Source organism: Brachybacterium sp., from assembly GCF_052095815.1.
Taxonomy (GTDB): Bacteria; Actinomycetota; Actinomycetes; order Actinomycetales; family Dermabacteraceae; genus Brachybacterium.
In genome coordinates this window covers 20,484-42,684 of record NZ_JBQDLF010000037.1, presented here as the reverse complement: position 1 = coordinate 42,684, position 22,201 = coordinate 20,484, and the positions used below count along the sequence as shown (strand labels likewise).

The 22,201-nt window shown below is 69.2% G+C and carries 20 protein-coding genes and 1 pseudogene; 16 read left to right on the top strand and 5 right to left on the bottom strand.

The window, feature by feature from the left end; all coding sequences use genetic code 11:
* A partial coding sequence (locus tag ACTH43_RS13830; RefSeq protein ID WP_441445481.1) for an ABC transporter ATP-binding protein occupies window positions 1–993 on the bottom strand: 993 nt, incomplete at its 3' end.
* 327 nt (window positions 994–1,320) lie between these two features.
* On the opposite strand from ACTH43_RS13830, the gene ACTH43_RS13825 reads away from it, so the two are divergent.
* On the top strand, window positions 1,321–2,004 hold the full coding sequence (locus tag ACTH43_RS13825) for a peptide deformylase (protein ID WP_441445480.1): 684 nt from the start codon (window positions 1,321–1,323) through the stop codon (window positions 2,002–2,004).
* 103 nt (window positions 2,005–2,107) lie between these two features.
* Complete coding sequence (locus ACTH43_RS13820; RefSeq protein ID WP_441445479.1) at window positions 2,108–2,863, top strand: hypothetical protein; 756 nt, start codon at window positions 2,108–2,110, stop codon at window positions 2,861–2,863.
* Window positions 2,864–3,036: 173 nt separating this feature from the next.
* Here ACTH43_RS13820 and ACTH43_RS13815 read toward each other — a convergent pair whose 3' ends face one another.
* Entirely contained in the window at window positions 3,037–3,549 is a 513-nt protein-coding gene (locus ACTH43_RS13815) for an inorganic diphosphatase (protein WP_441445478.1), read from the bottom strand.
* Window positions 3,550–3,616: 67 nt separating this feature from the next.
* Between ACTH43_RS13815 and ACTH43_RS13810 the strand changes: the two genes are divergently transcribed.
* The 14 genes from ACTH43_RS13810 (at window position 3,617) to ACTH43_RS13745 (ending at window position 18,243) form a co-directional block, all read left to right on the top strand.
* Window positions 3,617–5,026, top strand: coding sequence for a D-alanyl-D-alanine carboxypeptidase/D-alanyl-D-alanine-endopeptidase (locus ACTH43_RS13810; RefSeq protein ID WP_441445477.1), 1,410 nt, complete (start codon window positions 3,617–3,619; stop codon window positions 5,024–5,026).
* A complete protein-coding gene (tilS, locus tag ACTH43_RS13805) occupies window positions 5,026–6,123 on the top strand; it encodes a tRNA lysidine(34) synthetase TilS (RefSeq protein WP_441445476.1) in 1,098 nt (365 codons plus the stop codon). The genes ACTH43_RS13810 and tilS overlap by 1 nt, the downstream gene beginning before the upstream one ends.
* Window positions 6,124–6,167: 44 nt before the next feature.
* Entirely contained in the window at window positions 6,168–6,722 is a 555-nt protein-coding gene (gene hpt, locus ACTH43_RS13800; RefSeq protein WP_441445475.1) for a hypoxanthine phosphoribosyltransferase, read from the top strand.
* A gap of 4 nt (window positions 6,723–6,726) precedes the next feature.
* Entirely contained in the window at window positions 6,727–8,859 is a 2,133-nt protein-coding gene (gene ftsH / locus ACTH43_RS13795; protein WP_441445474.1) for an ATP-dependent zinc metalloprotease FtsH, read from the top strand.
* Between the two features lies 1 nt (window position 8,860).
* On the top strand, window positions 8,861–9,427 hold the full coding sequence (folE, locus tag ACTH43_RS13790; protein ID WP_441445473.1) for a GTP cyclohydrolase I FolE: 567 nt from the start codon (window positions 8,861–8,863) through the stop codon (window positions 9,425–9,427).
* A 71-nt stretch (window positions 9,428–9,498) separates the two neighbouring features.
* Window positions 9,499–10,290: a dihydropteroate synthase gene (gene folP, locus ACTH43_RS13785; protein WP_441445482.1), complete on the top strand. Its 792-nt coding sequence runs from the start codon at window positions 9,499–9,501 to the stop codon at window positions 10,288–10,290.
* On the top strand, window positions 10,287–11,204 hold the full coding sequence (gene folK / locus ACTH43_RS13780) for a 2-amino-4-hydroxy-6-hydroxymethyldihydropteridine diphosphokinase (RefSeq protein WP_441445472.1): 918 nt from the start codon (window positions 10,287–10,289) through the stop codon (window positions 11,202–11,204). Before folP ends, folK begins: the two co-directional genes overlap by 4 nt.
* Complete coding sequence (locus tag ACTH43_RS13775; RefSeq protein WP_441445471.1) at window positions 11,201–11,710, top strand: DUF3180 domain-containing protein; 510 nt, start codon at window positions 11,201–11,203, stop codon at window positions 11,708–11,710. The genes folK and ACTH43_RS13775 overlap by 4 nt, the downstream gene beginning before the upstream one ends.
* 103 nt (window positions 11,711–11,813) lie before the next feature.
* The gene (locus tag ACTH43_RS13770) at window positions 11,814–12,557 is read left to right on the top strand and encodes a PH domain-containing protein (RefSeq protein ID WP_441445470.1); all 744 of its coding nucleotides are present in this window, start codon (window positions 11,814–11,816) and stop codon (window positions 12,555–12,557) included.
* Window positions 12,554–14,272: a PH domain-containing protein gene (locus ACTH43_RS13765; RefSeq protein ID WP_441445469.1), complete on the top strand. Its 1,719-nt coding sequence runs from the start codon at window positions 12,554–12,556 to the stop codon at window positions 14,270–14,272. The genes ACTH43_RS13770 and ACTH43_RS13765 overlap by 4 nt, the downstream gene beginning before the upstream one ends.
* Window positions 14,269–15,174, top strand: coding sequence for a Rossmann-like and DUF2520 domain-containing protein (locus ACTH43_RS13760; RefSeq protein WP_441445468.1), 906 nt, complete (start codon window positions 14,269–14,271; stop codon window positions 15,172–15,174). The genes ACTH43_RS13765 and ACTH43_RS13760 overlap by 4 nt, the downstream gene beginning before the upstream one ends.
* A complete protein-coding gene (gene panC / locus ACTH43_RS13755) occupies window positions 15,171–16,061 on the top strand; it encodes a pantoate--beta-alanine ligase (RefSeq protein WP_441445467.1) in 891 nt (296 codons plus the stop codon). The genes ACTH43_RS13760 and panC overlap by 4 nt, the downstream gene beginning before the upstream one ends.
* Before the next feature lie 43 nt (window positions 16,062–16,104).
* Window positions 16,105–17,613, top strand: a complete 1,509-nt coding sequence (lysS, locus tag ACTH43_RS13750) for a lysine--tRNA ligase (RefSeq protein ID WP_441445466.1) — start codon at window positions 16,105–16,107, stop codon at window positions 17,611–17,613.
* A gap of 300 nt (window positions 17,614–17,913) precedes the next feature.
* Window positions 17,914–18,243 carry a histone-like nucleoid-structuring protein Lsr2 gene (locus tag ACTH43_RS13745; RefSeq protein ID WP_441445465.1) on the top strand — a complete coding sequence of 110 codons (330 nt, stop codon included), beginning with the start codon at window positions 17,914–17,916 and terminating at the stop codon, window positions 18,241–18,243.
* A gap of 118 nt (window positions 18,244–18,361) precedes the next feature.
* Here ACTH43_RS13745 and ACTH43_RS13740 read toward each other — a convergent pair whose 3' ends face one another.
* The 3 genes and pseudogenes from ACTH43_RS13740 to ACTH43_RS13730 all read right to left on the bottom strand — a co-directional run bounded on the left by ACTH43_RS13740 (window position 18,362) and on the right by ACTH43_RS13730 (window position 22,144).
* The gene (locus tag ACTH43_RS13740; RefSeq protein ID WP_441445464.1) at window positions 18,362–19,420 is read right to left on the bottom strand and encodes a substrate-binding domain-containing protein; all 1,059 of its coding nucleotides are present in this window, start codon (window positions 19,418–19,420) and stop codon (window positions 18,362–18,364) included.
* A 133-nt stretch (window positions 19,421–19,553) separates the two neighbouring features.
* The gene (locus tag ACTH43_RS13735; RefSeq protein ID WP_441445463.1) at window positions 19,554–20,633 is read right to left on the bottom strand and encodes an ABC transporter permease; all 1,080 of its coding nucleotides are present in this window, start codon (window positions 20,631–20,633) and stop codon (window positions 19,554–19,556) included.
* Window positions 20,626–22,144: pseudogene (locus tag ACTH43_RS13730) on the bottom strand (sugar ABC transporter ATP-binding protein). The gene ACTH43_RS13735 and the pseudogene ACTH43_RS13730 overlap by 8 nt, the downstream one beginning before the upstream one ends.
* Window positions 22,145–22,201 lie beyond the last annotated feature (57 nt).

Genomic DNA, 22,201 nt, shown 5'->3' with positions numbered 1-22,201 from the left:
GCGACGGGCGTCGACGCGCGCGATGAACGGCTTGGACGTCTCTTCGCTTCCTGCGCGACGGCCGTAGATGAAGGCGTCCGCGCCGAGCTCCTCGACGAGGTCGACCTCGACGGCGATGCCCTGGCCGTCGGGAGCGATCTCGAGGTCCTCGGGACGGATGCCGATGGTGACCGTGCTCTGATCGGTCTCCGAGAGGGTCGAGCGATCCACGGGGACCACGACGCCACCGAACTCGGCACCCTGATCGGTGAGGTTGGTGTCGAACAGGTTCATGGCGGGGGAGCCGATGAAGCCGGCGACGAACACGTTGTTCGGGTGGTCGTACATGCGGCGCGGGGTGTCGAGCTGCTGCAGAACGCCGAAGTTCAGCACTGCGACGCGGTCGCCCATGGTCATGGCCTCGGTCTGGTCGTGGGTGACGTAGACCGTGGTGACGCCGAGGCGGCGCTGCAGCGACGCGATCTGAGTACGGGTCGCCACACGCAGCTTCGCATCGAGGTTCGACAGGGGCTCATCCATGAGGAACACCTGCGGCGAACGGACGATCGCGCGGCCCATGGCCACACGCTGGCGCTGACCACCGGAGAGCGCCTTGGGCTTACGGTCGAGGTACTCGGTGAGGTCGAGGATCTCGGCGGCGTCCTCGACGCGCTTGCGGATCTCGGCCTTCGGGTTGCCGGCGATCTTCAGGGCGAAGCCCATGTTGTCGGCGACCGTCATGTGCGGGTACAGCGCGTAGTTCTGGAACACCATCGCGATGTCGCGGTCCTTCGGCGGGACGTCGGTGACGTCACGATCGCCGATCAGGATGCGGCCTGCGTCGATCTCCTCGAGGCCTGCGAGCATGCGCAGCGCGGTCGACTTGCCGGAGCCGGAGGGCCCGACCAGCACGAGGAATTCGCCATCCCCGACTTCGATGTTGAGGTTGTCGACCGCGGGACGTTCCTGTCCCGGGTAGACGCGCGAGGAATTATCGAACGTGACTGTTGCCATGGTGGTTCTCCTTCACCGGCAGGTACGTGCCGGACGGTCCGTTGTGAAGTGATACGTGGCCGAGTGGATGTCGCTCCCACGAGGGGTGCTTCATCGCACTGGCTCGATAAAGTGTAGCCCAGCTCTCATCTGGATGGGTGCACAGGGCGAGGCGTGTCTCACGTCTCGGGACTCTGTCGCCCGCGGGAGCCTCTCCGCCGCTCCGCCCCCGCTCCTCCGCCGCTCCGCCGTCCGTGTCCGACGCCCGTGCGAGACTCTGCGCAATCCACGGACGGCCTCGTCGACTGGAGCGCGCCCAGTGCGCTCGGGCTGCGGGATACTGGCGATGTGGACATCACTGAGCTGACTCGGAAGATCCTGGACCGCCGTGCGAAGGAGGGCGACCCCCTGCGGATAGTGCAGGCAGGCCATCCCGCGCTGCGGAGGAAGGCCGTGACCGCTGTGGGGCGGATCGACGTCGGGCTCCTGCTCGAGCTCGCCGAGGCGATGACGATCACGATGCACAAGGCGCCGGGCGTGGGGCTGGCAGCTCCTCAGGTCGGCCTGCCGCTGCGGTTCTACGTGGTCGAGGACTCCTTCGCGGCGGAGGAGGGGGAGGACCCGGACGACGATCTGCTGGAGCGGCGCCCGCTCGCTCTGCGCGCCCTGCTGGATCCCGTCGTCGAGCTGCTCGGAGAGCAGCGGGTCTACGCCTTCGAGGGGTGCCTCTCGGTAGACGGCTGGCAGTCGATCGTGCCGCGCTCACGACGGGTGCGACTGCGTGCGACCGAGCTGCTGCCCGACGGCCGGCTGCAGGAGATCGACGAAGAGCACGTGGGGTGGACGGCCCGCATCTTCCAGCACGAGACCGACCACCTGGGCGGCACCCTGTGTCATGACGTCTCCGTGCCCCGCTCATTCATGGAGGCCGGATACACCGCGCACTACGCCGACCTCGGAGAGGCGGTGCGTCGGCTCGGGCTGACCGGCGAGATCGCCGAGCTCGGCGACGGCGAGGTCATGATCGGCTGAGCGGGCACAGTCCGAAGAGCCAGCAGTCCAAAGAGTCTTCAGACTGGCGCCCCACGAGGCGGTACCTTGACCCTGTTCATGACCCCACAGAACGGAGCTGACGGTGGCACAGAGCGACCCGAGCATCCCGCGCGATGACCAGAACGGCCCGGATGCGCTGCCCGCAGATGGCGAGCTCGCCGAGCAGATCGACGAGCGCTGGCTGGCACTGATCGATGCCGCGCTGAAGGTGCAGGCCCCGCTCGCGCACAGCTACGTGCACAAGCTTCGCCAGAAGCACCCCGAGGAGACCGATCGGCAGCTGCTCGAGCGCGTCACGAAGCGATTCACCACGCTGACCACCGCCGCCGGAGCGGGGATCGGCGGCGTCGCGGCGCTGCCCGGGCTCGGCACCGCGGCAGCGCTCGGCCTGACCGTCGGCGAGGGAGTCACCTTCGCCGAGGCCTGCGCCTTCCTCACCCTTGCCGCGGCGGAGATCCACGGCGTCGACATGACCGACAAGAGCACCCGCCGCCTGGTGCTGATGGGCGTGCTCGGCGGCGAGCGCGGCACCGAGATCATCGCCAAAGCGATGGGCAAGCAGGGGCTGCAGTGGCACTCCGTCCTCAACGGCGGAGGTGGCTTCGTGCCCGGCCTGATCAGCAAGCAGGTCTCGCGCTATGTGCGCCGCCGGGTGGTGGCGCGGACCGGCAAGCTGTGGCTGATGCGGCTGCTGCCCTTCGGCATCGGAGCCGTCATCGGGGGGCTCGGCGCCCGGGCGGTGTCGAAGTCGGTCGTCGAGGCGATGCTCGAGATCTTCTCCCAGGAGCTGACCCTCGAGGGTGAGCTCGCAGGAGAGCAGAGCGCGCTGGACGCCTGAGCACCGCGCCGTACCGCGCCGGGCACAGCTCAGTGCTCGTGCGCGGACGATGCGCACGAAGTGAATTTGGGCCCCGCGAAGGGGACGAGGACGAGAAACCAGAAGAGGGCCGACCCGCTCGGGTCGGCCCTCTTCTGGACGGTGGCGACGGGGGCGGCGTCGCCCCCGGACGCTCACATCTCCTGCGTGAAGGCGTTCGCGTGCTCAGTGCCGACGGCGCGACGGTAGGAACGACGGATCTCCGCCTCCGCATCGCTGCGGCCCTCCCAGTGCGCGCCCTCGACGCTCTTGCCCGGCTCGAGGTCCTTGTAGACCTCGAAGAAGTGCTGGATCTCCAGGCGGTGGAACTCGCTGACGTCGGTCAGCTCCTGGCGGCGCACCTGACGCTGGTCGCCGACCGGCACCGCGATGATCTTGTCGTCACCGCCGGCTTCGTCCCGCATGCGGAACATGCCGAGCGCGCGGCAGCGGATCAGGCAGCCGGGGAAGGTGGGCTCCTCGAGCAGCACCAGGCAGTCCAGCGGATCGCCGTCCTCGCCGAGGGTCCCCTCGATGAAGCCGTAGTCGTCCGGGTAACGCGTGGCGGTGAACAGCATCCGATCGAGCCTGATCCGACCGTTGTGGTGGTCCACCTCGTACTTGTTGCGATTCCCGCGAGGGATCTCGATGGTCACATCAAATTCCACGACAGCCGCTCCATTGCTCCGGCCCCGTGGGCCTCTGGTAATGACCCGGACACCATATCGTGGGGTCATGGCCCTGAGAGCAACGGAACGCATCTGGCGCACCACCGCGATCGTGATGTGCGCGGCGGTGCCCACGAGCTTCTACATGCTCGGGGACCTCACCGACGCCTTTCCCGGGGTGCTCACCGTCGCTACGGTCGACGAGGGCCCGGCCTCCGGACCGCGTGCCGTGGCGGAGGACTGGGAACGTCTCGGAGCCTCCGAACTGCTTCCCCCCATCGATCGCAGCGGTGACCCGGTGGACCCGGCTGACCTCGAAGGACGCATGGCTGCGGGAGCCCTGCTGCCCGTGGTCGACAGCGGATTGGCGTTCAGCGTGGTCGATGCCGGGACCGGTGAGGTGCTCGCAGAACGGGAGGCCGACGTCGCGCTCGTGCCCGCCTCGACGCTGAAGATGCTCACCGCCGCCGCGGTGCTGCGCCGATACAGCGGCGACGAGGTGCTCACCACCCGAGCCGCCGTGCAGGACGGCGTGGTGACCCTGATCGGCGGCGGTGACATGACTCTCAGCGAGGAGGAGCTGCGCGATCTCGCGATCCGGACTGCCGAGCTGGCCACGAGCCAGGGCACGACGCAGGTCTCGGTGGTCCTCGATGACACCTATCTCGTCGGCGGCGCCAATGAGGCCTGGGGGAACAACGGCCCCGCCGGCGGGTGGGTGACTCCCACCGCCAGCCTGGCGCTGGAGGGCGGCTGGCTCGACGGGCAGCAGTACGGCGCCAAATCCACCGACCCTGCCGGGGATGCGGCGCGCCGCTTCGCCGAACTGCTGGTCGAGGCGGGTCTCGAGGTCACCGGGACGCTCTCCGAGGGCGTGGCGCCCGAGGACGTGCCATCGGTCGAGATCCATTCCGAGCCGCTCGCGGAGATCGTGCGCCACACCCTGCTGATCTCCGACAACACCACCGCGGAGCTGCTCGCGCACCTGGTCGCGCTCTCCCGTGGCGAGGAGACCACGCCGGTGGGGGCGGCCGCCGCCGTCGAGGCCGAGATCCGAGATCTGGCTGCGGAGATCGGGGTGCCGGACACGGACCTCGCCGCGCTCGAGCTGCATGACGGCTCGGGACTCTCTCGCCAGAACCGGGTGCCGCCCGCCCTGTTCTCGGCGGTGCTGGCCGAGGTGGCCTCCGGAGAGGTGCCCAGGCTCGAGCAGATCCTCTTCGACGTCCCGATCGCGGGTCTTTCGGGCACGCTTGCCGACCGCTTCCACGCCGACGGCACTGAGGATGCGAGCGGCCTGGTGCGCGGCAAGACCGGCTATCTCGGCGGTGCCGCCACCCTCGCCGGAGTGGCCGTCCTGCCCGACGGTCGCACCGTCGGCTATTCGATCGTGGTGCACGGCTTCGACGGCGCGGACGCCGCCGCGGCCCGCGCCGCAGTGGACCAGGTCGCCGCCGAGATCGTGCAGGTCGACTGATGGCCGGCCCGCCCCCGGTGATCGCCCGCGCCCGCACCGCCGTGCGCGCCTCGCTGACCGCGCGCATCGAACAGCTCGCCGATGACACCGCCGTCGGCCATCTCGCCCCTCGACTGCTGGTCGGGCTCAGCGGGGGAGCCGATTCCCTCGCCCTGCTGGCGACGACCGTCTGGGTGGGCTCGCGGATGGGCCTGGAGACGGAGGCGGCGATCGTCGACCACGGTCTGCAGGAGGGGTCGGCGGAGGTCGCCGAGCGAGCCCTGATCCAGGCGCAGCAGCTCGGCGCCGAAGGGCAGGTGCTGCGCGTGCAGGTCGATGCCGACGCACCCGGCGGAATCGAGAATGCGGCACGAACCGCCCGCCACGACGCCCTGGAGTCTGCGCGGGAGGAGCGAGGAGCGCTCGCCCTGCTGATGGCGCACACGCTCGATGACCAGGCCGAGCAGGTGCTGATGGGGATCGCCCGAGGAGCGGGCCCTCGGGCGTTGGCAGGGATCCCGCGCACGCGGGGCGCTCTGCTGCGTCCCTTCCTGGGCACCGGACGCGACGAGCGCACGGCACTGCGGCGCAGCGACACCGAGGAGATCTGCCGCCTCCACGACCTCCAGTGGTGGGAGGACCCGATGAATGCGGACCCCACCCTGCTGCGCTCACGGGTACGGCATCAGGCACTCCCGCTGCTGCGGGAGATCCTCGGTGAACAACTCGACGAGAACCTGGCCCGCAGCGCCGACCTGGTGCGCCCTGATGTGGATCATCTCGACCGGGAGGCGCAGGCACTGCTGCCCTCGCTGCGACGCGACGGGGGAGAGCTGCGCGAGGACGGCGATCTGCTGCTCCTGGATGTGCACGCCCTGGCCGCCGCCCCGGCGCCCTTGCGCACCCGGGTCCTGCGCGACGCCACGCGTTCCGCTGACCGCGCAAAGCCGCAGGGCGGCAGCACCGGCGGATCCTCGAAGTCGCTGCTCCGACGCCAGGTGCTCGCGATCGATGCGCTGGTGGTCTCATGGCACGGTCAGGCAGCGGTGCCCGTTCCAGGTAGGATCGAGGTCGCTCGCCGCGACGGCCTGTTGGTGTGGCGCCGCCTCGATCCGTGATCCGCGGCGGACGCACCCCACCACGTTCCATGGAGGAGATCCGCGTGCCCCAGACGCACCCCCACCCCGATGTCGACCGCGTGCTGCTGGACGAGCAGCAGATCCGCGAACGCCTCGCCGAGCTCGGTCAGCAGATCGCCGAGGACTATGCGGATGAACCGCCGGTCCTCGTGGGCGTTCTGCGCGGCGCGGTGATGGTGATGGCGGATCTCGCCCGCCAGATCGACCTCAAGGTCGAGATGGACTGGATGGCCGTCTCCTCCTACGGCTCGGGCACCAAGTCCTCGGGCGTCGTGCGCATCCTCAAGGACCTCTCCGGCGACATCACCGGGCGCAACGTGCTCATCGTCGAGGACATCATCGATTCCGGGCTCACCCTGAAGTGGCTGCTGTCCAACCTGCGCTCACGGGGTCCCAAGAGCGTCGAGATCGCCGCACTGCTGCGCAAGCCCGAGGCGGCGCGGGTGGAGATCGACGTGAAGTACGTCGGTTTCGACATCCCCAACGAATTCGTCATCGGCTACGGGCTCGACTATGCCGAGAACTACCGCAACCTCCCCTACGTGGGCGTCCTCGCGCGCTCGATCTACGAGGACTGATCCCATGGCAGATTCCCCCAAGTCCAAGAGCTCCGGCGGCAAGAAGCGTCGCCCGTTCACCGGGCTGGCGCTGTGGATCATCGTCGCCCTGCTGCTGGGCATGGCGATGTTCTCCCTGTTCGGCCGCGACGGCTATCAGCAGATCGACACCCAGCAGGGACTCGAGCTGCTGGCCGGCGGCACTGTCGAGCAGGCGAAGATCATCGACGGCAACCAGCAGCGGGTCGACCTGGTCCTGACCGAGGACTTCGTGGACGGCGAGGAGAACAAGGGCACCGAGGTGCGCTTCTCCTACGTCGACGCGCGCGGTGAGGCCGTGGTGCAGGCCGTCGAGGACGCGGCTCCGGCCAAGGGGTACACGGACGAGATCGCCAGCAGCTCCTGGTGGTCCACCCTGCTGCTGTCCTTCCTCCCGCTGCTGATCTTCATCGGCCTGTTCTGGTTCCTGATCATGAACGCCCAGGGCGGCGGCAAGGCGATGCAGTTCGGGAAGTCCAAGGCCAAGCTGTTCAACAAGGAGGCCCCCAAGGTCACCTTCGCGGACGTGGCAGGCGCCGAGGAGGCCGTCGAGGAGCTCGACGAGATCAAGCAGTTCCTCGTCGACCCCGGGCGGTACCAGGCAGTCGGCGCGAAGATCCCCAAGGGCGTGCTGCTCTACGGCCCGCCCGGCACCGGCAAGACCCTGCTGGCCAAGGCCGTGGCAGGCGAGGCGAACGTGCCCTTCTACTCGATCTCCGGCTCGGACTTCGTGGAGATGTTCGTGGGCGTCGGCGCGAGCCGCGTGCGCGACCTGTTCAACACCGCCAAGGAGAACTCTCCGGCGATCATCTTCATCGACGAGATCGACGCCGTCGGCCGCCACCGCGGTGCTGGCATGGGCGGCGGTCACGACGAGCGCGAGCAGACGTTGAACCAGATGCTGGTGGAGATGGACGGGTTCGACGAGAACCAGAACGTCATCCTCATCGCCGCCACCAACCGCGTGGACATCCTGGATCCCGCGCTGCTGCGACCGGGACGGTTCGACCGCCAGATCGCTGTCGAGGCCCCCGATATGAAGGGCCGCCTGCAGATCCTCGGCGTGCATGCCAAGGGCAAGCCGCTCGCGCACGACGTCGACCTCGAGCACGTCGCCAAGCGCACCATCGGCATGTCCGGTGCCGATCTCGCGAACGTCCTGAACGAAGCGGCGCTGCTGACCGCACGCTCCGGCAACCAGATCATCGACAATCGCGCCCTGGATGAGGCGATCGACCGTGTCTCCATGGGGCCGCAGCGCTACTCGAAGGTGATGAGCGAGCGTGAACGTCAGATGACCGCGTACCACGAGGGCGGCCACGCCCTGGTCGCGGCGGCCATGAACAACTCCGCCCCCGTCACCAAGGTGACGATCCTGCCGCGCGGCCGCGCCGGCGGCTACACGATGGTGGTCCCCACCCAGGACCGCAACTACCAGTCCCGCAACGAGCTGCTGGATCGGCTGGCCTACGCGCTCGGCGGCTACGCGGTGGAGGAGAGCATCTTCCACGACGTCACCACCGGTCCCAGCTCGGATCTGCAGAACGCCACCAAGATCGCCCGCACCATGGTGATGCAGCTCGGGATGAGCGACGCCGTGGGCCAGGTCGCCCTGGCCGGCGAGCAGGACGAGGTGTTCGTGGGGATGCAGCAGGGGCAGGCCCCCCGCTTCAGCGCAGAGACCGCGAGCCTCGTGGATCAGGAGGTCCGGATGCTGCTGGACACCGCGCTGGACGAGGCCTGGGCCGTAATCGTGGAGAACCGTCACGTGCTGGACCGCCTGGTGGAGGAGCTGCTCGAGCGGGAGACCCTCAACGAGCACGAGCTCGCCGTGATCTTCCGCGATGTCAAGAAGCAGCCGCCGCGCGAGGTCTGGGTCTCCAGCGCCGAGCGTCCCGCGCTGGCCGCGCCGTCCGTCGGGGCGACGATCACCGCGACCGGTACCGAGGCGCACGACGCCGGGGAGCCACTGCAGCCGGGCGCCCCCGAGCTGCCGCACCCCGGTGGTGAGGGCCCGCAGATCCCGGGCGCCCCGCAGGGTGGTGCCCCCGGAGAGGGCGGCACCGGCTACGGCTACGGCAGCACTGACTACGGCAGCACCGAGGGGACGGAGCGCTGAGATGAGCGTGGACCAGCCCCGGATCGAGGCCGCTGTGCGGGAGATCCTCGCCGCGATCGGTGAGGATCCCGACCGTGACGGGCTGCTCGAGACCCCAGCCCGGGTGGCGCGGATGTACTCGGAGGTCTTCTCGGGCCTCACGCAGGATGCCCGTGAGCCCCTCTCGACCACGTTCGACATCGAGCACCAGGAGCTCGTGCTGGTGCGCGACATCGCCTTCTACTCGATGTGCGAGCACCACCTGCTGCCCTTCCATGGCGCAGCCCACGTCGGATACATCCCCGGCAGCGGCGCGGTCACCGGGCTCAGCAAGCTCGCCCGGCTGGTGAACGTCTACGCCCGCCGGCCCCAGGTTCAGGAGCGGCTCACCACCCAGATCGCCGACGCGCTGATGGACGAGCTCGGCGCCGACGGGGCGATCGTGGTGATCGAGGCCGAGCACATGTGCATGTCGATGCGAGGAGTGCGCGCGGCCGGCGCCCGCACCGTCACCAGCGCCGTGCGAGGAATGCTGCGCGACAGCCCCAGCACCCGTGGCGAGGCCATGGCCCTGATCAACAGGGCGTGAGCGAAGTGAGCAGCACGCCCCGCCGCCCCTCCGGTCTGCCTGAGCGGCTGGACATCGACGACACCCTGGTGATGGGCGTCCTGAACGTCACCCCGGACTCGTTCTCCGACGGCGGCGCGCACGACGATGCGCCCGCCGCGATCGCCCACGGCCTCCGACTGGTCGACCAGGGCGCCGCGATCGTGGATGTCGGCGGGGAGTCCACCCGTCCCGGCGCACCGCGCGTGGACGAGGACGAGGAGCTGCGCCGGGTGCTCCCGGTGGTCGCAGCTCTCGCGGAGAAGGATGTCGTGGTCAGCGTCGACACCATGAGGGCCTCCGTCGCGGCGGCGAGCGTGGAGGAGGGGGCGCTGATCGTCAACGACGTCTCCGCCGGACGTGCCGACGTGGACATGGGCCGCGAGGTGGCCCGGCTCCGCACCCGCCTGGGCACCCCGCCGGTCTTCATCGCGATGCACTGGCGCGGGCACAGCGACGTGATGAACGAGCTCGCCGTCTACCGCGATGTGGCGCGCGACAGCGCGGCCGAGCTCGCCGAGCGGCTCGCCGCCCTGCGCGAGGCGGGGGTGGAGGACAGCTTCCTGGTCGCCGACCCGGGCCTGGGCTTCTCCAAGACGGGAGAGCAGAACTGGGAGGTGCTGGCCGACTGGCCGACGCTGAGCTCCCACGGACTGCCGCTGCTCATCGGGGCGTCCCGGAAACGATTCCTCAGCGCGCTCGGAGTGGATCGCGACCTGGCGACCGCTGCCATCAGCGCCTACAGCGCGGAGCACGGCGCCTGGGCGGTACGCGTGCATGACGTCGAATCCTCGGTCGCCGCAGTGACAGTGGGCGACCGTCTGCGTCGGAGCATCCGACGATGACGGCGCAGCCCGTCCAGCCGGGCACCGGCCCGGGGCGACTGGACCGCATCGAGGTGGCTGGAATCAGAGCCTGGGCGCACCACGGGGTGCTCGAGGAGGAGAAGCGCCTGGGCCAGCAGTTCGAGGTCGATGTGACGCTCCATCTCGACACCGCGCCCGCGGGTGCCACCGACGCGCTCTCTCGCACCGTGAACTACGCCGAGGTCGCGGCAGCGGTGCACGAGGAGATGACCGGCGGCCCCTACGACCTGGTCGAGACGCTCGCAGAGCGGATCGCCACACGGATCCTGACGGACACCGGACATCCCCTGGTACGGCGTCTCGGAGTCCGAGTTCATAAGCCATCCGCCCCCGTCGGGCTGCCCGTCGGCGCCGTCACCGTGAGCATCGAGCGGGACGCCCCGCCGATCTCGGCCGTCCTGGCGCTGGGGACCAACCTGGGGGAGCGGGAGAAGCACCTGCAGGGCGCGCTCGCCCACCTGGCCGCGACGGACGGCATCGACGTGGCCTGGACCGGGCCGGTGCTGGAGACCGCGCCCGTCGGCGGGCCCGCGGAGCAGGGCAGCTTCCTGAACTCGGTGATCGGGGTGCGCACGGTGCTGGGCCCCTTCGCGCTGCTCGAGGCGGCGCACCGTGCGGAGCATGCCGCTCATCGGGAACGCCTGGTGCGCTGGGGCCCGCGCACTCTCGACGTGGACGTCATCACCTACGGCGACTGGGTGAGCGAGGACGCGCAGCTGAAGGTCCCGCACCCACGCGCCCACGAGCGAGCCTTCGTCCTCGCTCCCTGGCACGCCGCCCGCCCGCAGGCGCAGCTGCCGGGGCACGGACCGGTTGACGCTCTGCTGGCCCGTGCTGCGGACCTGGGAGGACTGCGACCGGGGCCGGTCGTCGAGGGGTTCGGAATCTCGTGAAGCCGTTGAACGTGCCGGTCCTGGTGCTGATCCTCGTGATCGGTGCGGGTTTCGGGGCGCAGATGCTCGAGGCCTTCGCCTCCCGTGGCCATTCGCTGCCGATCGCAGGCTGGCTGACCACCCTGGTGCTGCTGGCGCTGGCGGCGGTGCTGCTGGTGCACGGCCTGCCGCTGCGCCGGTACATGCTCGAGAGCCAGCAGCGCAAGGAGCACCCCAGTTTCGCCCCTCGCCGCCACCAGATCGATCTGCCCACCGCTTACCGCACGGTGCTGCTGGCCCGTGCCTGCGCATACACCGGCACGGTGGTCGGCGGGATCTTCGCTGGTCAGGCGTTGTTCCTGCTACTGACCGGGACTGGCGACCCGCTGCTGGGGGTCCTGCCCACTGCTGCCGCGGCGATCGCCGGGATCGTGCTCGGCGTGCTGGGCGTGATCGTCGAGCACTGGGGCCAGCTGCCGCCGGAGGACGGCGAGGGCTCAGCGGAAGGCGCAGGCGCTGGCAGCTGAGCCCTGCGTCTACGTGGACGCTCCGTCCGTGTCGACTTTCGACGGATCAACTTCCTCCCACGGGGGGCGCGGCGAGTAGCTGCGGGATGACACGATGGTGCCCATGACCTCAGCTCACGACCCCCACGAGCACCTCTACGCACCGGTCGCTGACGTTCCCGCGGCGTCCACCAGCACCTCTGCGGCGTCCGCTGACGCGCCCGCGGCGTCTGCCGGCACCTCTGCGGCGTCCGCTGACGCGCCCGCGGCGTCTGCCGGCACCTCTGCGGCGTCTGCCGGCGCCCCCACTGTGTCTGCGGGTGACCCCGCGGCGTCTGCCGGTGCCCCCGCAGGGTCCGGGCGCGTGCTGTCCGACGACCCTGCGGGTCTGCTCGGCGCCGAGGCTCTGCGCCCCGTCTCGCTGAAGCTCATCCCCGCTCGTTACATGGCGGGGAGCATCGGGTACGCCATCTGGCTGGTGCTGATCATCGCCGCGATCGTGGGCACGGTGCTGACGGGATGGTGGTGGATCGCGGCATGCGGCCTGCTGCCTCTGCTGATCATGGTCCAGAGCCTGCTGTTCACCCCGCGCAGGGTTCGGGCGATCGGGTACCTGGACGATGAGGAGGACCTGACGATCGCCAGCGGCATCATGTTCCGCTCCGTCCACACGATCCCGTACGGCCGCGTGCAGTCCGTGAAGATCGGTGAGGGACCGGTGGAGCGGCGCTACGGGCTCGCGACGCTCACGATCACCACGGCCGCGGGCGGAGGCACCGAAACGTTGCCGGGTCTGCCGAAGGCCGAGGCAGAGCGCCTGCGCTCCCTGCTCACCGACCGCGGCATCGATCTCATGGCAGCATTGTGAGCAGCTCAGCGACCAGCCCGTCCAGCCGGTCCAACCCGGACGATCCCACCAACCCGGGCGGTCCCACCAGCCCGGCCAGTCCTACCGGTCCGCCCGCTCCGGCCAGCCCGGCACCCGCAGACAGCGGACTGCTGAACGCGGCTGATCACCAGGCCGCGACCGAGCCGGATCCCTCGACCCCGCGTCACCGCACCCACCCGATCACCCCGCTGGTGACTGGCTGGAAGATCGTGGTCGGCGTGATCGCGGTGATCGCGGCGCAGAACATCGCCCAGCTGCTCGACGAGTTCACGATCCGTCGCGCTCTCATCGGGGTCGGCGTGCTGCTGGCCGCTGCGATCATCGCGATCGCGTTCTCGACCCTCAGCTGGTGGTTCACCACCTACGCGGTCGATGAGGACGGCGTCTCGCTGCACACCGGCATGATCAGCCGCTCCCGCGAGTACGCACCCCGGGCCCGGATCGAGTCAGTCTCCGTCGAACGCCCGCTGCTGGCCCGGCTGCTGGGACTGGCGAAGGTGCGCGTCGAGGTCGCCGGAGGTGGCGAGTCCTATCTCGACATCGAGTACGTGAAGTCCACCGCGGCGGAGGACCTCCGACGAGGGATCCTCGGCATCGCCGAGCGTTCCGCGCCGGAGACAGTGGGCGAACCTGCCACGGACGGCGCCGACCGATACGAGGGAACGGGAACTGCAGGTACTGCCGACCTGCACCCGCAGAACGAGAGCACCGACGGCGCTTCCGGACGGCTCGAGCAGCTCCTGGTCGACGGGGTCACCGACGGTGAGCTGATCGCGCAGGTGCCCACCGAACGGCTCATCCGCTCCCTGGCGCGGGACATCGGCTTCCTCATCGGCGTGGTGATGAGCCTCATCGGCGTGGCCGTCGCCGTCGCGCTCGCGATCTGGCAGGACGGGATCAACATCGCGATGTTCATCGCCCTGGCGCCCGCCGCGATCGCCGTCCCGAAGTACATCTTCGGCCGCATCGAATCCGGATGGGGATTCGTCTCCCGGTTCACCGACCGCGGGCTCCGGATGCGACGGGGCCTGGCCAACACGCGCACCGACAACATCGCCTCCGGTCGGATCCAGCGCATCGAGCTGCGCCGCCCGCTGCTCTGGCGCGGTCCCGGCTGGACCGCCGCCACCGCCACCGTCGCCGGCATCGATGACGACAGCGAGAACGGCGCCGAGAACGTGCTTCCCGTCGGCACTCATGAGGAGCTGCGTGCCACCCTCGGCCACCTCGCCGTGCCGCTCGGCACCGCGGATGACGAGGCCTACATCGAGCACCTGCTCACCGCCCCGGCACGCGAGATCGACGGGTTCCGCACGCAGGTACGGCCGTACTGGATCGCCCGTCGTACCGAGGTGACCGTGCTGCTGCCCGGTGCTCTCGTGAAACGTGGGGGACTGCTGACCAGGCACGTCGAGATCGTTCCCCGCGAGCGCATCCAACAGCTCTCCGTCGACGACGGCCCTCTGAACCGGAAGATCGGGGTCCTCGATCTGCAGGTGGGGATCGCCGGAGAGACGGTGACCGTGAGCAACCTGCCCCGCGCCGAGGTGCTCGGACTCCACAGCGTGCTCTCGCGCGATGCGGCCACGCTGCGCCGCTACCGGGACCGCCAGCACTGGCCGCAGCCCGCCCTGAGCTTCGCCGGACCTGCCGGGCAGCCGCCCCGTCCGGTGGAGCTCGAGGGGGAGCGATGATGCCGCCCCGCCTGGGCATCGGTGTGATCGGGGCCGGCCGGGTGGGTGCGGTCCTCGGCGCCGCGCTGCGGGCCGAGGGCCATGCGATCACCGGCGCCTACGCCGTCTCCGACGACTCCCGCGAGAGAGCTCGGCAGCTCCTGCCCGGAGTGCCGCTGCTGGATGTGCCGGCCCTGGTCGAACGCAGCGAGATGCTGATCCTGGCTGTGCCGGACGACCAACTGGCCCCTCTGGCCGCAGGCATCGCAGCGACCGGGATGGTGCCGGGCGGCCAGCTCGTGATGCACACCTCGGGCCGCTACGGCATCGAAGTGCTGGCGCCGCTCGCCCAGGCCGGCTGCGCGACCCTGGCCCTCCACCCGGCGATGACGTTCACCGGCACCCAGGCCGATCTCGCCCGGCTGATCGGCTGCCCGATGGGAATCACCGCCACGCCTGAGCTGCTGCCGATCGCGGCCGCGCTGGCGGTCGAGCTCGGCGGAGACGCGGTCGTGGTCGCGGAGGGGGATCGCCCCCTCTACCACGCAGCCCTGGCCCACGCCGCGAATCATCTGGTGGTGCTGGTGGACCAGTCCCGTGACGCACTGTCACGGCTGGGGATCGAGGATCCGGGAGCGTACCTGCGGCCGCTGCTCGAGGCAGCGCTCGACGAATCTCTGCGTCACGGGGACAAGGCGCTGACCGGACCCGTGATGCGCGGGGACGCGGGCACCGTCACCGCCCACCTCGGGGCACTGCGTGACCTGGACGCCACCGGGGCCCCGGGCGATCCCGGGGACACCTCCGCCACCTACCGTGCCCTCGCACTCGCGGCCCTGCGCCGTGCGAGACTCCCGGAGGGCACCCGGGCGCTGATCCGGGACCTGCTCGAGGACCATCCGCCGCTGAAGGACGATTCATGACCCTGGACTCTGGCTCCCACGAGCCGCAGCATGGTGCGGACCAGCGCCGTGCCACCACGCTCATCAGCACCAAGGCAGAGCTGCGCGAGCACCGCGCAGCGATGACGGGGACCGTCGCGGCGGTCTTCACGATGGGTTCCCTGCACGCCGGGCACCTGGCGCTGGTCCAGCGCGCTCGGGGGCTCGCCGATCACGTGATCCTCACCGACTTCGTCAACCCCCTCCAGTTCGGCCCGGGCGAGGATTTCGAGGCGTACCCGCGCGACCTCGATGCGGACCTCGCCCTCGTCGACGGGCTGGTCGACGTGGTCTTCGCCCCCTCGGTCCAGGAGATGTACCCGGTGCTGCCACCCACCGTCTCCGTGACCGCAGGGCGGGCAGGCACGATCCTCGAAGGCGCTGCGCGCCCGGGACACTTCGACGGGGTGGTGACGGTGGTGGCCAAGCTGCTGCAGCTCACCGCTCCCGATCTGAGCGTGTTCGGGCGGAAGGACGCCCAACAGCTGGCCATCATCCAGCGGCTGGTCGCTGATCTGGACCTCCCGGTGCGGATCGAGCCGGTCGAGATCCAGCGCGAGCCGACGGGACTGGCCCGTTCCAGCCGCAACGCCTACCTCAGCCCGGAGGGCCGGGACCAGGCGCTCGCGCTCTCGCGCACGATCTCCGCTGCACTCGCGGCTGCGCCTTCGGTCGCGGGGATCAGGGCCGCTCTCGCGCAGGCCGTGGACCGGGCCGAGATCGAGTGGGACTATGCGCTCGCCCTCGACCCCGGCACCCTCGAGCAGGTCGGTCAGGACCATCGCGGTGAGGTCCTGGTGGTCCTCGCGGGGCGCGTCGAGGGCACCCGGTTGCTCGATGCAGCTGTGGCAGTGGCGACAGCCCCCTGATCCAGCGGGCATTCCCAGCGGCAGTGATGAGACAATCACCGTCATGAGCGAGAATTCCCCTGCCCTCGAGACGACGGACACCTCCGACCAGGTCGCGGTCCGCAAGTCCAAGCGGGAGCGCCTGCTGGCGCGCGGGGAGGAGGCCTACCCCGTCTCGGTGCCGGTGACCACCACCATCGCCGAGGTGCGCGCGCAGTACGGCCACCTCGCCGCCGGCGAGGAGACCCAGGACGTGGCGGGCGTCGCCGGGCGCGTCGTCTTCCAGCGCAACACCGGCAAGCTGGCCTTCATCACCCTCCAGGATGGTGCCGGAGAGCGCCTGCAGATCATGGCCTCGCAGGCCGTCATCGGCGAGCAGCGACTGGCGGATCTCAAAGCCGATGTCGACCTCGGCGATCATGTGTTCTTCCAGGGCCGGGTCGGCGCATCCCGGCGCGGCGAGCTGAGCATCTTCGCCGAGTCGTGGCAGATGGCGGCCAAGGCAGTGCGCCCGCTCCCGGTGCTCCACGCCGGACTGTCCGAGGAATCCCGGGTGCGGCACCGCTACGTCGACCTCATCGTGCGGCAGGAGGCCCGTGACACCGTGCGTCAGCGCGCCGAGGTCATGCACTCCCTGCGCACCTCCTTCCACGATCGCGACTACGTCGAGATCGAGACCCCGATGCTGCAGGTGATCCCCTCGGGCGCGGCGGCACGACCGTTCGTGACCCACATGAACGCCTTCGATCTCGACCTGTATCTGCGGATCGCTCCCGAGCTCTACCTCAAGCGCGCTGCGGTGGGTGGTCTCGAGCGGGTCTTCGAGATCAACCGCAATTTCCGTAACGAGGGTGCTGATTCCACGCATTCTCCGGAGTTCGCGATGCTCGAGGCCTATCAGGCGTACGGGGATTACGACACCATCGGCGACCTCACCCGGACACTTGTCCAAGAAGCTGCTGAGCGTGCGACCGGTTCGCAGACCGTGACCCTCATCGACGGGTCTGAATACGACTTCTCCGGGGAATGGGCGCAGATCACGGTCTACGGATCGCTCTCGGAATCCCTCGGCGTGGAGATCACTCCCGAGACCACCCCGGAGCGTCTGCGCGAGATCGCACGTTCCCTGGATCTGGACTTGGATCACCCGAAGTACGGCCACGGAAAGCTGGTCGAGGAGCTGTTCGAGCACCAGGTCGGAGATCACCTGTACGAGCCTACCTTCGTGCGGGACTTCCCGGTCGAGACCAGCCCCCTGGTGCGCGCGCACCGCTCGCAGCCGGGCGTGGTCGAGAAGTGGGATCTCTACGTGCGCGGATTCGAGCTGGGCACCGGCTATTCGGAGCTGGTGGATCCCGTCATCCAGCGCGAGCGCTTCGCTCAGCAGGCAGAGCTGGCGGCCCAGGGCGATGACGAGGCGATGCGCCTGGACGAGGACTTCCTCGAGGCGATGGAGTACGCGCTGCCGCCGACCGGCGGCATGGGCATGGGCGTGGATCGCCTGCTGATGGCCCTGACCGGCCTCGGGATCCGCGAGACCATCCTGTTCCCCCTTGTGAAGCCTGAGGCCTGAGATGGACTCGGGATTCTGGTTTGAGGCCGGGGCGCTGCTCCCATCGATAGGCGTGGGCCTGCTGTTCTGGTTCACGATTCGAGCGATTATGCGGGCAGATCGCAGTGAGCGTGAGATCGAACGTCAGGTCGAGCGAGAATATCGTGAGCGCCACGATAGGGATGAACCGAATCACTCCGCCTGATTGAAAATCTGAATGATATTGATATCTGCGTCGCCGAACTGGATACTTGGTGCTGACGGCGAACTCACCAGAGTTTGCGCAGAAGTATGAAGTCACAGCAACGAGGGAGAACCCCTATGGCACGGAAGACGTACGTGGAGCTCATCGACGATCTCACCGGCGATAAGGCCGATGAGACGGTGAGCTTCGCCCTGGATGGCGTCGCCTACGAGATCGACCTCTCCGAGGACAACGCGAAGAAGCTCCGCGAGGAGCTCAGCAGCTGGACGGAGAAGGCGCGCCGTGTTGGCGGCCGCCGCGCTCGTGGCACCTCCTCCGCGCGCAGCGGCTCGAACGATTCCGCGCGGATCCGCGAGTGGGCCCGTGAGGCCGGCTACGAGGTCCCGGACCGCGGCCGCATCTCCGGCACCATCCGCACGGCGTACGAAGAGGCGCACGGGGAGTGATCCCTGCTTCTCCGCGGGCGCGGTGAGCGACCGCAGAGCCCCTCAGCAGCATGAAGGCCCGCCACCCATCGGTGGCGGGCCTTCACGCTACGAGGCCTCAGGCCTCAGGCCTCAGGCCTCAGGACTCGAAGGCCGAGTCGATGTACTGGTCGACGTTCTCCTTGGTCACCACCGGGGCGAAGAGCTGGACCTGGCGGGGGACCTCGTTCTCGACGAGATCCGAGAGCGACTTGCCCTGGACGAGCAGCCGCGCCAGCGCGACACCGTTGGCTGCCTGGCTGGAGGGGTAGACCACGGTGGCCTCGACGACCGAGTCACCGTCCTGGATGTGACGCATCATGTTCGCCGAGCCGGCACCGCCGACCATGAAGAACTCGTCACGGCCGGCGTTCTCGATGGCGGCCAGCACCCCCACACCCTGGTCGTCGTCGTGGTTCCAGACGGCGTCGATCTCGGGCGCGGCCTGCAGCAGGTTGGCGGTCGCAGATTCCCCGCCCTGGACGGTGAAGTCCGCGTCGACGCGGTTGTCGACATCTTGGCCGCATTCGCCGAGCGCATCCTTGAATCCCTGGGTGCGCTCCGCGGTCAGGGGCAGGGAGGAGATGCCGGTGATCTCGGCGATCACAGCGTCGGGATCATCGCCCACCCGCTCGCAGATGTACTCGCCGGCGTTGTGGCCCATCCCGTAGTTGTCCCCCATCACGGTCACACGTGCGGCGTTGGGGTCGGAGAATTCACGGTCGACGTTGACGACGGGGATCCCGGCATCCATCGCCTGCAGGGCGACGCCGGTCAGCGCGGCGCCATCGAAGGGGACCACGACGATAGCGTCCACCTCGTCATTGTTGATGAAGGTCTCGATCTGGCTGATCTGCAGGTTGACGTCGTTCGTGCCCTCGGCGACCAGCAGCTCGACGTCGTCGTACTCAGCGGCCAGCTCTTGCGTGAGGGTGCTCATCGCCGCCATCCAGCCGTGGTCGGCGGCCGGAGCGGAGAAGCCGATGGTGATGGTCTCTCCGGTCTCGTCATTGCTGCTGCCGGCATTTGATTCGTTGCCGCCGGCTCCGCCGCCGGTGCTCTCCGGGGTGTTGCCCGTGCACGAGGCGAGCAGTGCTGCTGAGGCGAGCACGGCGAAGACGGCTGTGGCACGGCGACGCAACGTCATTGATGCGGTCATGGGGGATTCTCCTTGGGGTGGTGGGGGAGTGGCGGGCAGGGAGAGGCCGAAAATGCGGCGGGTTGGGCGTCGGAGTGGGCGTTGAAGTGGGGATCGGGATCGGAGTGGGGATCAGGGGCCTGGGATGGCAGGCTCAGGTCGATCTGGCGCGGACGACGAATCGCTGCTGGAGGAGGACCGCGATCACGATGATCGCGCCCTGCACCAGCGCCTGCACCGAGGTGGAGAGGTTGTTCAGCACGAAGACGTTGGTCAGGGTCTGGAAGATGAGCACCCCGATCACCGTGCCGACGATCGTGCCGCGCCCACCGATGAGGAGGGTGCCGCCGACGACGACGGCCGCGATCGCATCGAGTTCGTACAGCGTCCCGTTGGTCGAGCTGCCGGCACCTGTGCGCCCGAGCATCATCACGGCTGCGAGGCCGGTGGTGAAGCCGCTGAGCGCGAAGACGTAGACGGTGTGCCGCCTGATGTTGATCCCCGCCAGACGCGCGGCCTCCGCATTGCCGCCGACAGCGACCGTCCGGCGGCCGAAGGTGGTCCGGTTCAGCACCACCCAGCCGACTGCCGCGACGATGAGGAACATCCACACGATGGTCGGCACACCGAGGAGGCTGCCGCCGAAGAAGTCGTCGAAGCCGTCGTTCGTGACCAGCTGGGTTCCACGACCGGAGATGATCTCGGCGAGGCCGCGGGCGGCGATCAGCATGGCGAAGGTGGCGATGAAGGAGACGACCTTGCCGTAGGAGACGACGATTCCGTTGACAATGCCTGCGGCAGTGCCGACCGCGACTGCGGTGAAGACCATCACGAGCCAGTGCACGTCCTCTGCCATGGCCTGGGTGGCGAGTGTGGTCGCCCAGACGCTCGCGAGGCCCAGCACCGAGCCGACAGACAGGTCGATGCCGCCGGCGGTGATGACGAAGGTCATGCCGATGCTCACCACGCCGATGACCGCCGCCCCCCGCACGATGGTGAGGACGTTGTCGACATCGAGGAACCGGTCGCCGCTGGTCAGGGCGCCCACGAGACAGATCAGCAGCAGCGCGACGACGAGTCCGAGGCTGCGGCCCAGTCCGGTGCCACCTCCGAGGCGGGCACGTACGCCCCGCCCTCCAGGATCTGGCGCAGGCCGCAGCGTGCGGGAGGTCGGGGGCAGGGAGCTGCTGTCCGGCGCTGCCCCTCCATCGCTGCGCGATGCCTGATCACTCATGTGCGGTTCCTTCCATGACGAGGTCGAGCACCCCGTGCTCATCGATCTGCGCGGCAGGGCCGTCGTGCACGACGGCACCGTCCGCGATGACGAGGACCTGATCTGCGAGGCCGAGGACCTCATCGATCTCGCTCGAGACCATGACGACGGCGGTGCCCTGTCGCGCCAGGCGCCGGATCAGTGCGTAGATCTCGGCGCGTGCGCCGACGTCGACCCCGCGGGTCGGCTCATCGAGCAGCAGCACCCTGCATCCGTGCACCAGCCAGCGGCCCAGCATCGCCTTCTGCTGATTGCCTCCGGAGAGGGTCCGGATCGAGCGATCCGGATCCTCCGGCGCGAGGTGCAGCGCAGAGATCTGCTCCACGGCGGCCCGACGCTCAGCACTCTCGTCGAGGAAGCCGCCGCGTGCGAACCGGGCGAACGTGGAGAGGGTGATGTTGCGATAGATCGGTTCATCCAGCAGCAGGCCCTGGCTCTTGCGCTCCTCGGGAGCCAGCCCGATGCCACGGCGGACGGCGCGAGTGACAGAACCGGTGCGCATCCGTCGCCCAGCAACCCTGACGGTGCCCGCGGCTGCCGGTCGTGCGCCGTAGAGCGTCTCGAGGATCTCGGAGCGCCCGGCACCGACCAGGCCGGCCAGGCCGAGGATCTGCCCGGAACGGACCTCGAAGCTCACGTTCTCGAACACTCCCGCGAGCGCCAGCCCTTCGACCTCCAGCACCACGTCGCCGAACTCGTCGACCCCGGCGCCGCCGAAGTCGCTCTCGACCCGGCGGCCCGTCATCATCTCGATGAGATCGCCGGTCGGGGTGTCGGCGACGGCGAGCCCGGTGGCGACGGTCCTGCCGTCTTTGAGCACGGTGATCCGGTCGCCGATGCGTCTGATCTCCTCCAACCGGTGGGAGATGTAGATGACGGCGAGGCCCTCGGCGGTGAGCGACTCGACCACCTGGAAGAGGTTGTCCACCTCTTCCGGGTCCAGCACCGCAGATGGCTCGTCCATGACGATCACCTTGGCGTCATGGGACAGCGCGCGCCATGGAGACGATCTGCTTGCCCGCTGCGGACAGGCTGCCCACGTCCTGATTCGGGCGGATCTCCGGGTGGCCGAGGCGGCGAAGCACCTCGCGGGTGCGGACGCGGGTCTCGGCATGCCGCAGGATTCCACCGTGGGACAGCTCATGACCGAGGTAGATGTTCTCCGCGACCGTCAGGCCGTCGACGACATCGAGCTCCTGGTACATGGTGGCGATGCCGAGGTCGAGCGCCTTGGTGGGCGACGCGATCGTCACGGCCTCATCCTGCCAATGGATGTGCCCGGCATCGGGTTGGTGAGCGCCGGCGAGGACTTTGATGAGCGTGGACTTGCCCGCGCCGTTCTGGCCGAGCAGGCAGTGCACCTCGCCCGCACGGACGTCGAAGTCCACGCCGTCGAGCGCTTTCGCGCCGGGGAAGTGCTTGACCAGGTGGGTGACTCGCAGCAGTGCCGCCGGGGGGTCGTCTGTGACCATGCCCACTATGTTAGATGAACATACTTAACAGTCAACCAGAATTTCGACACCGACCGC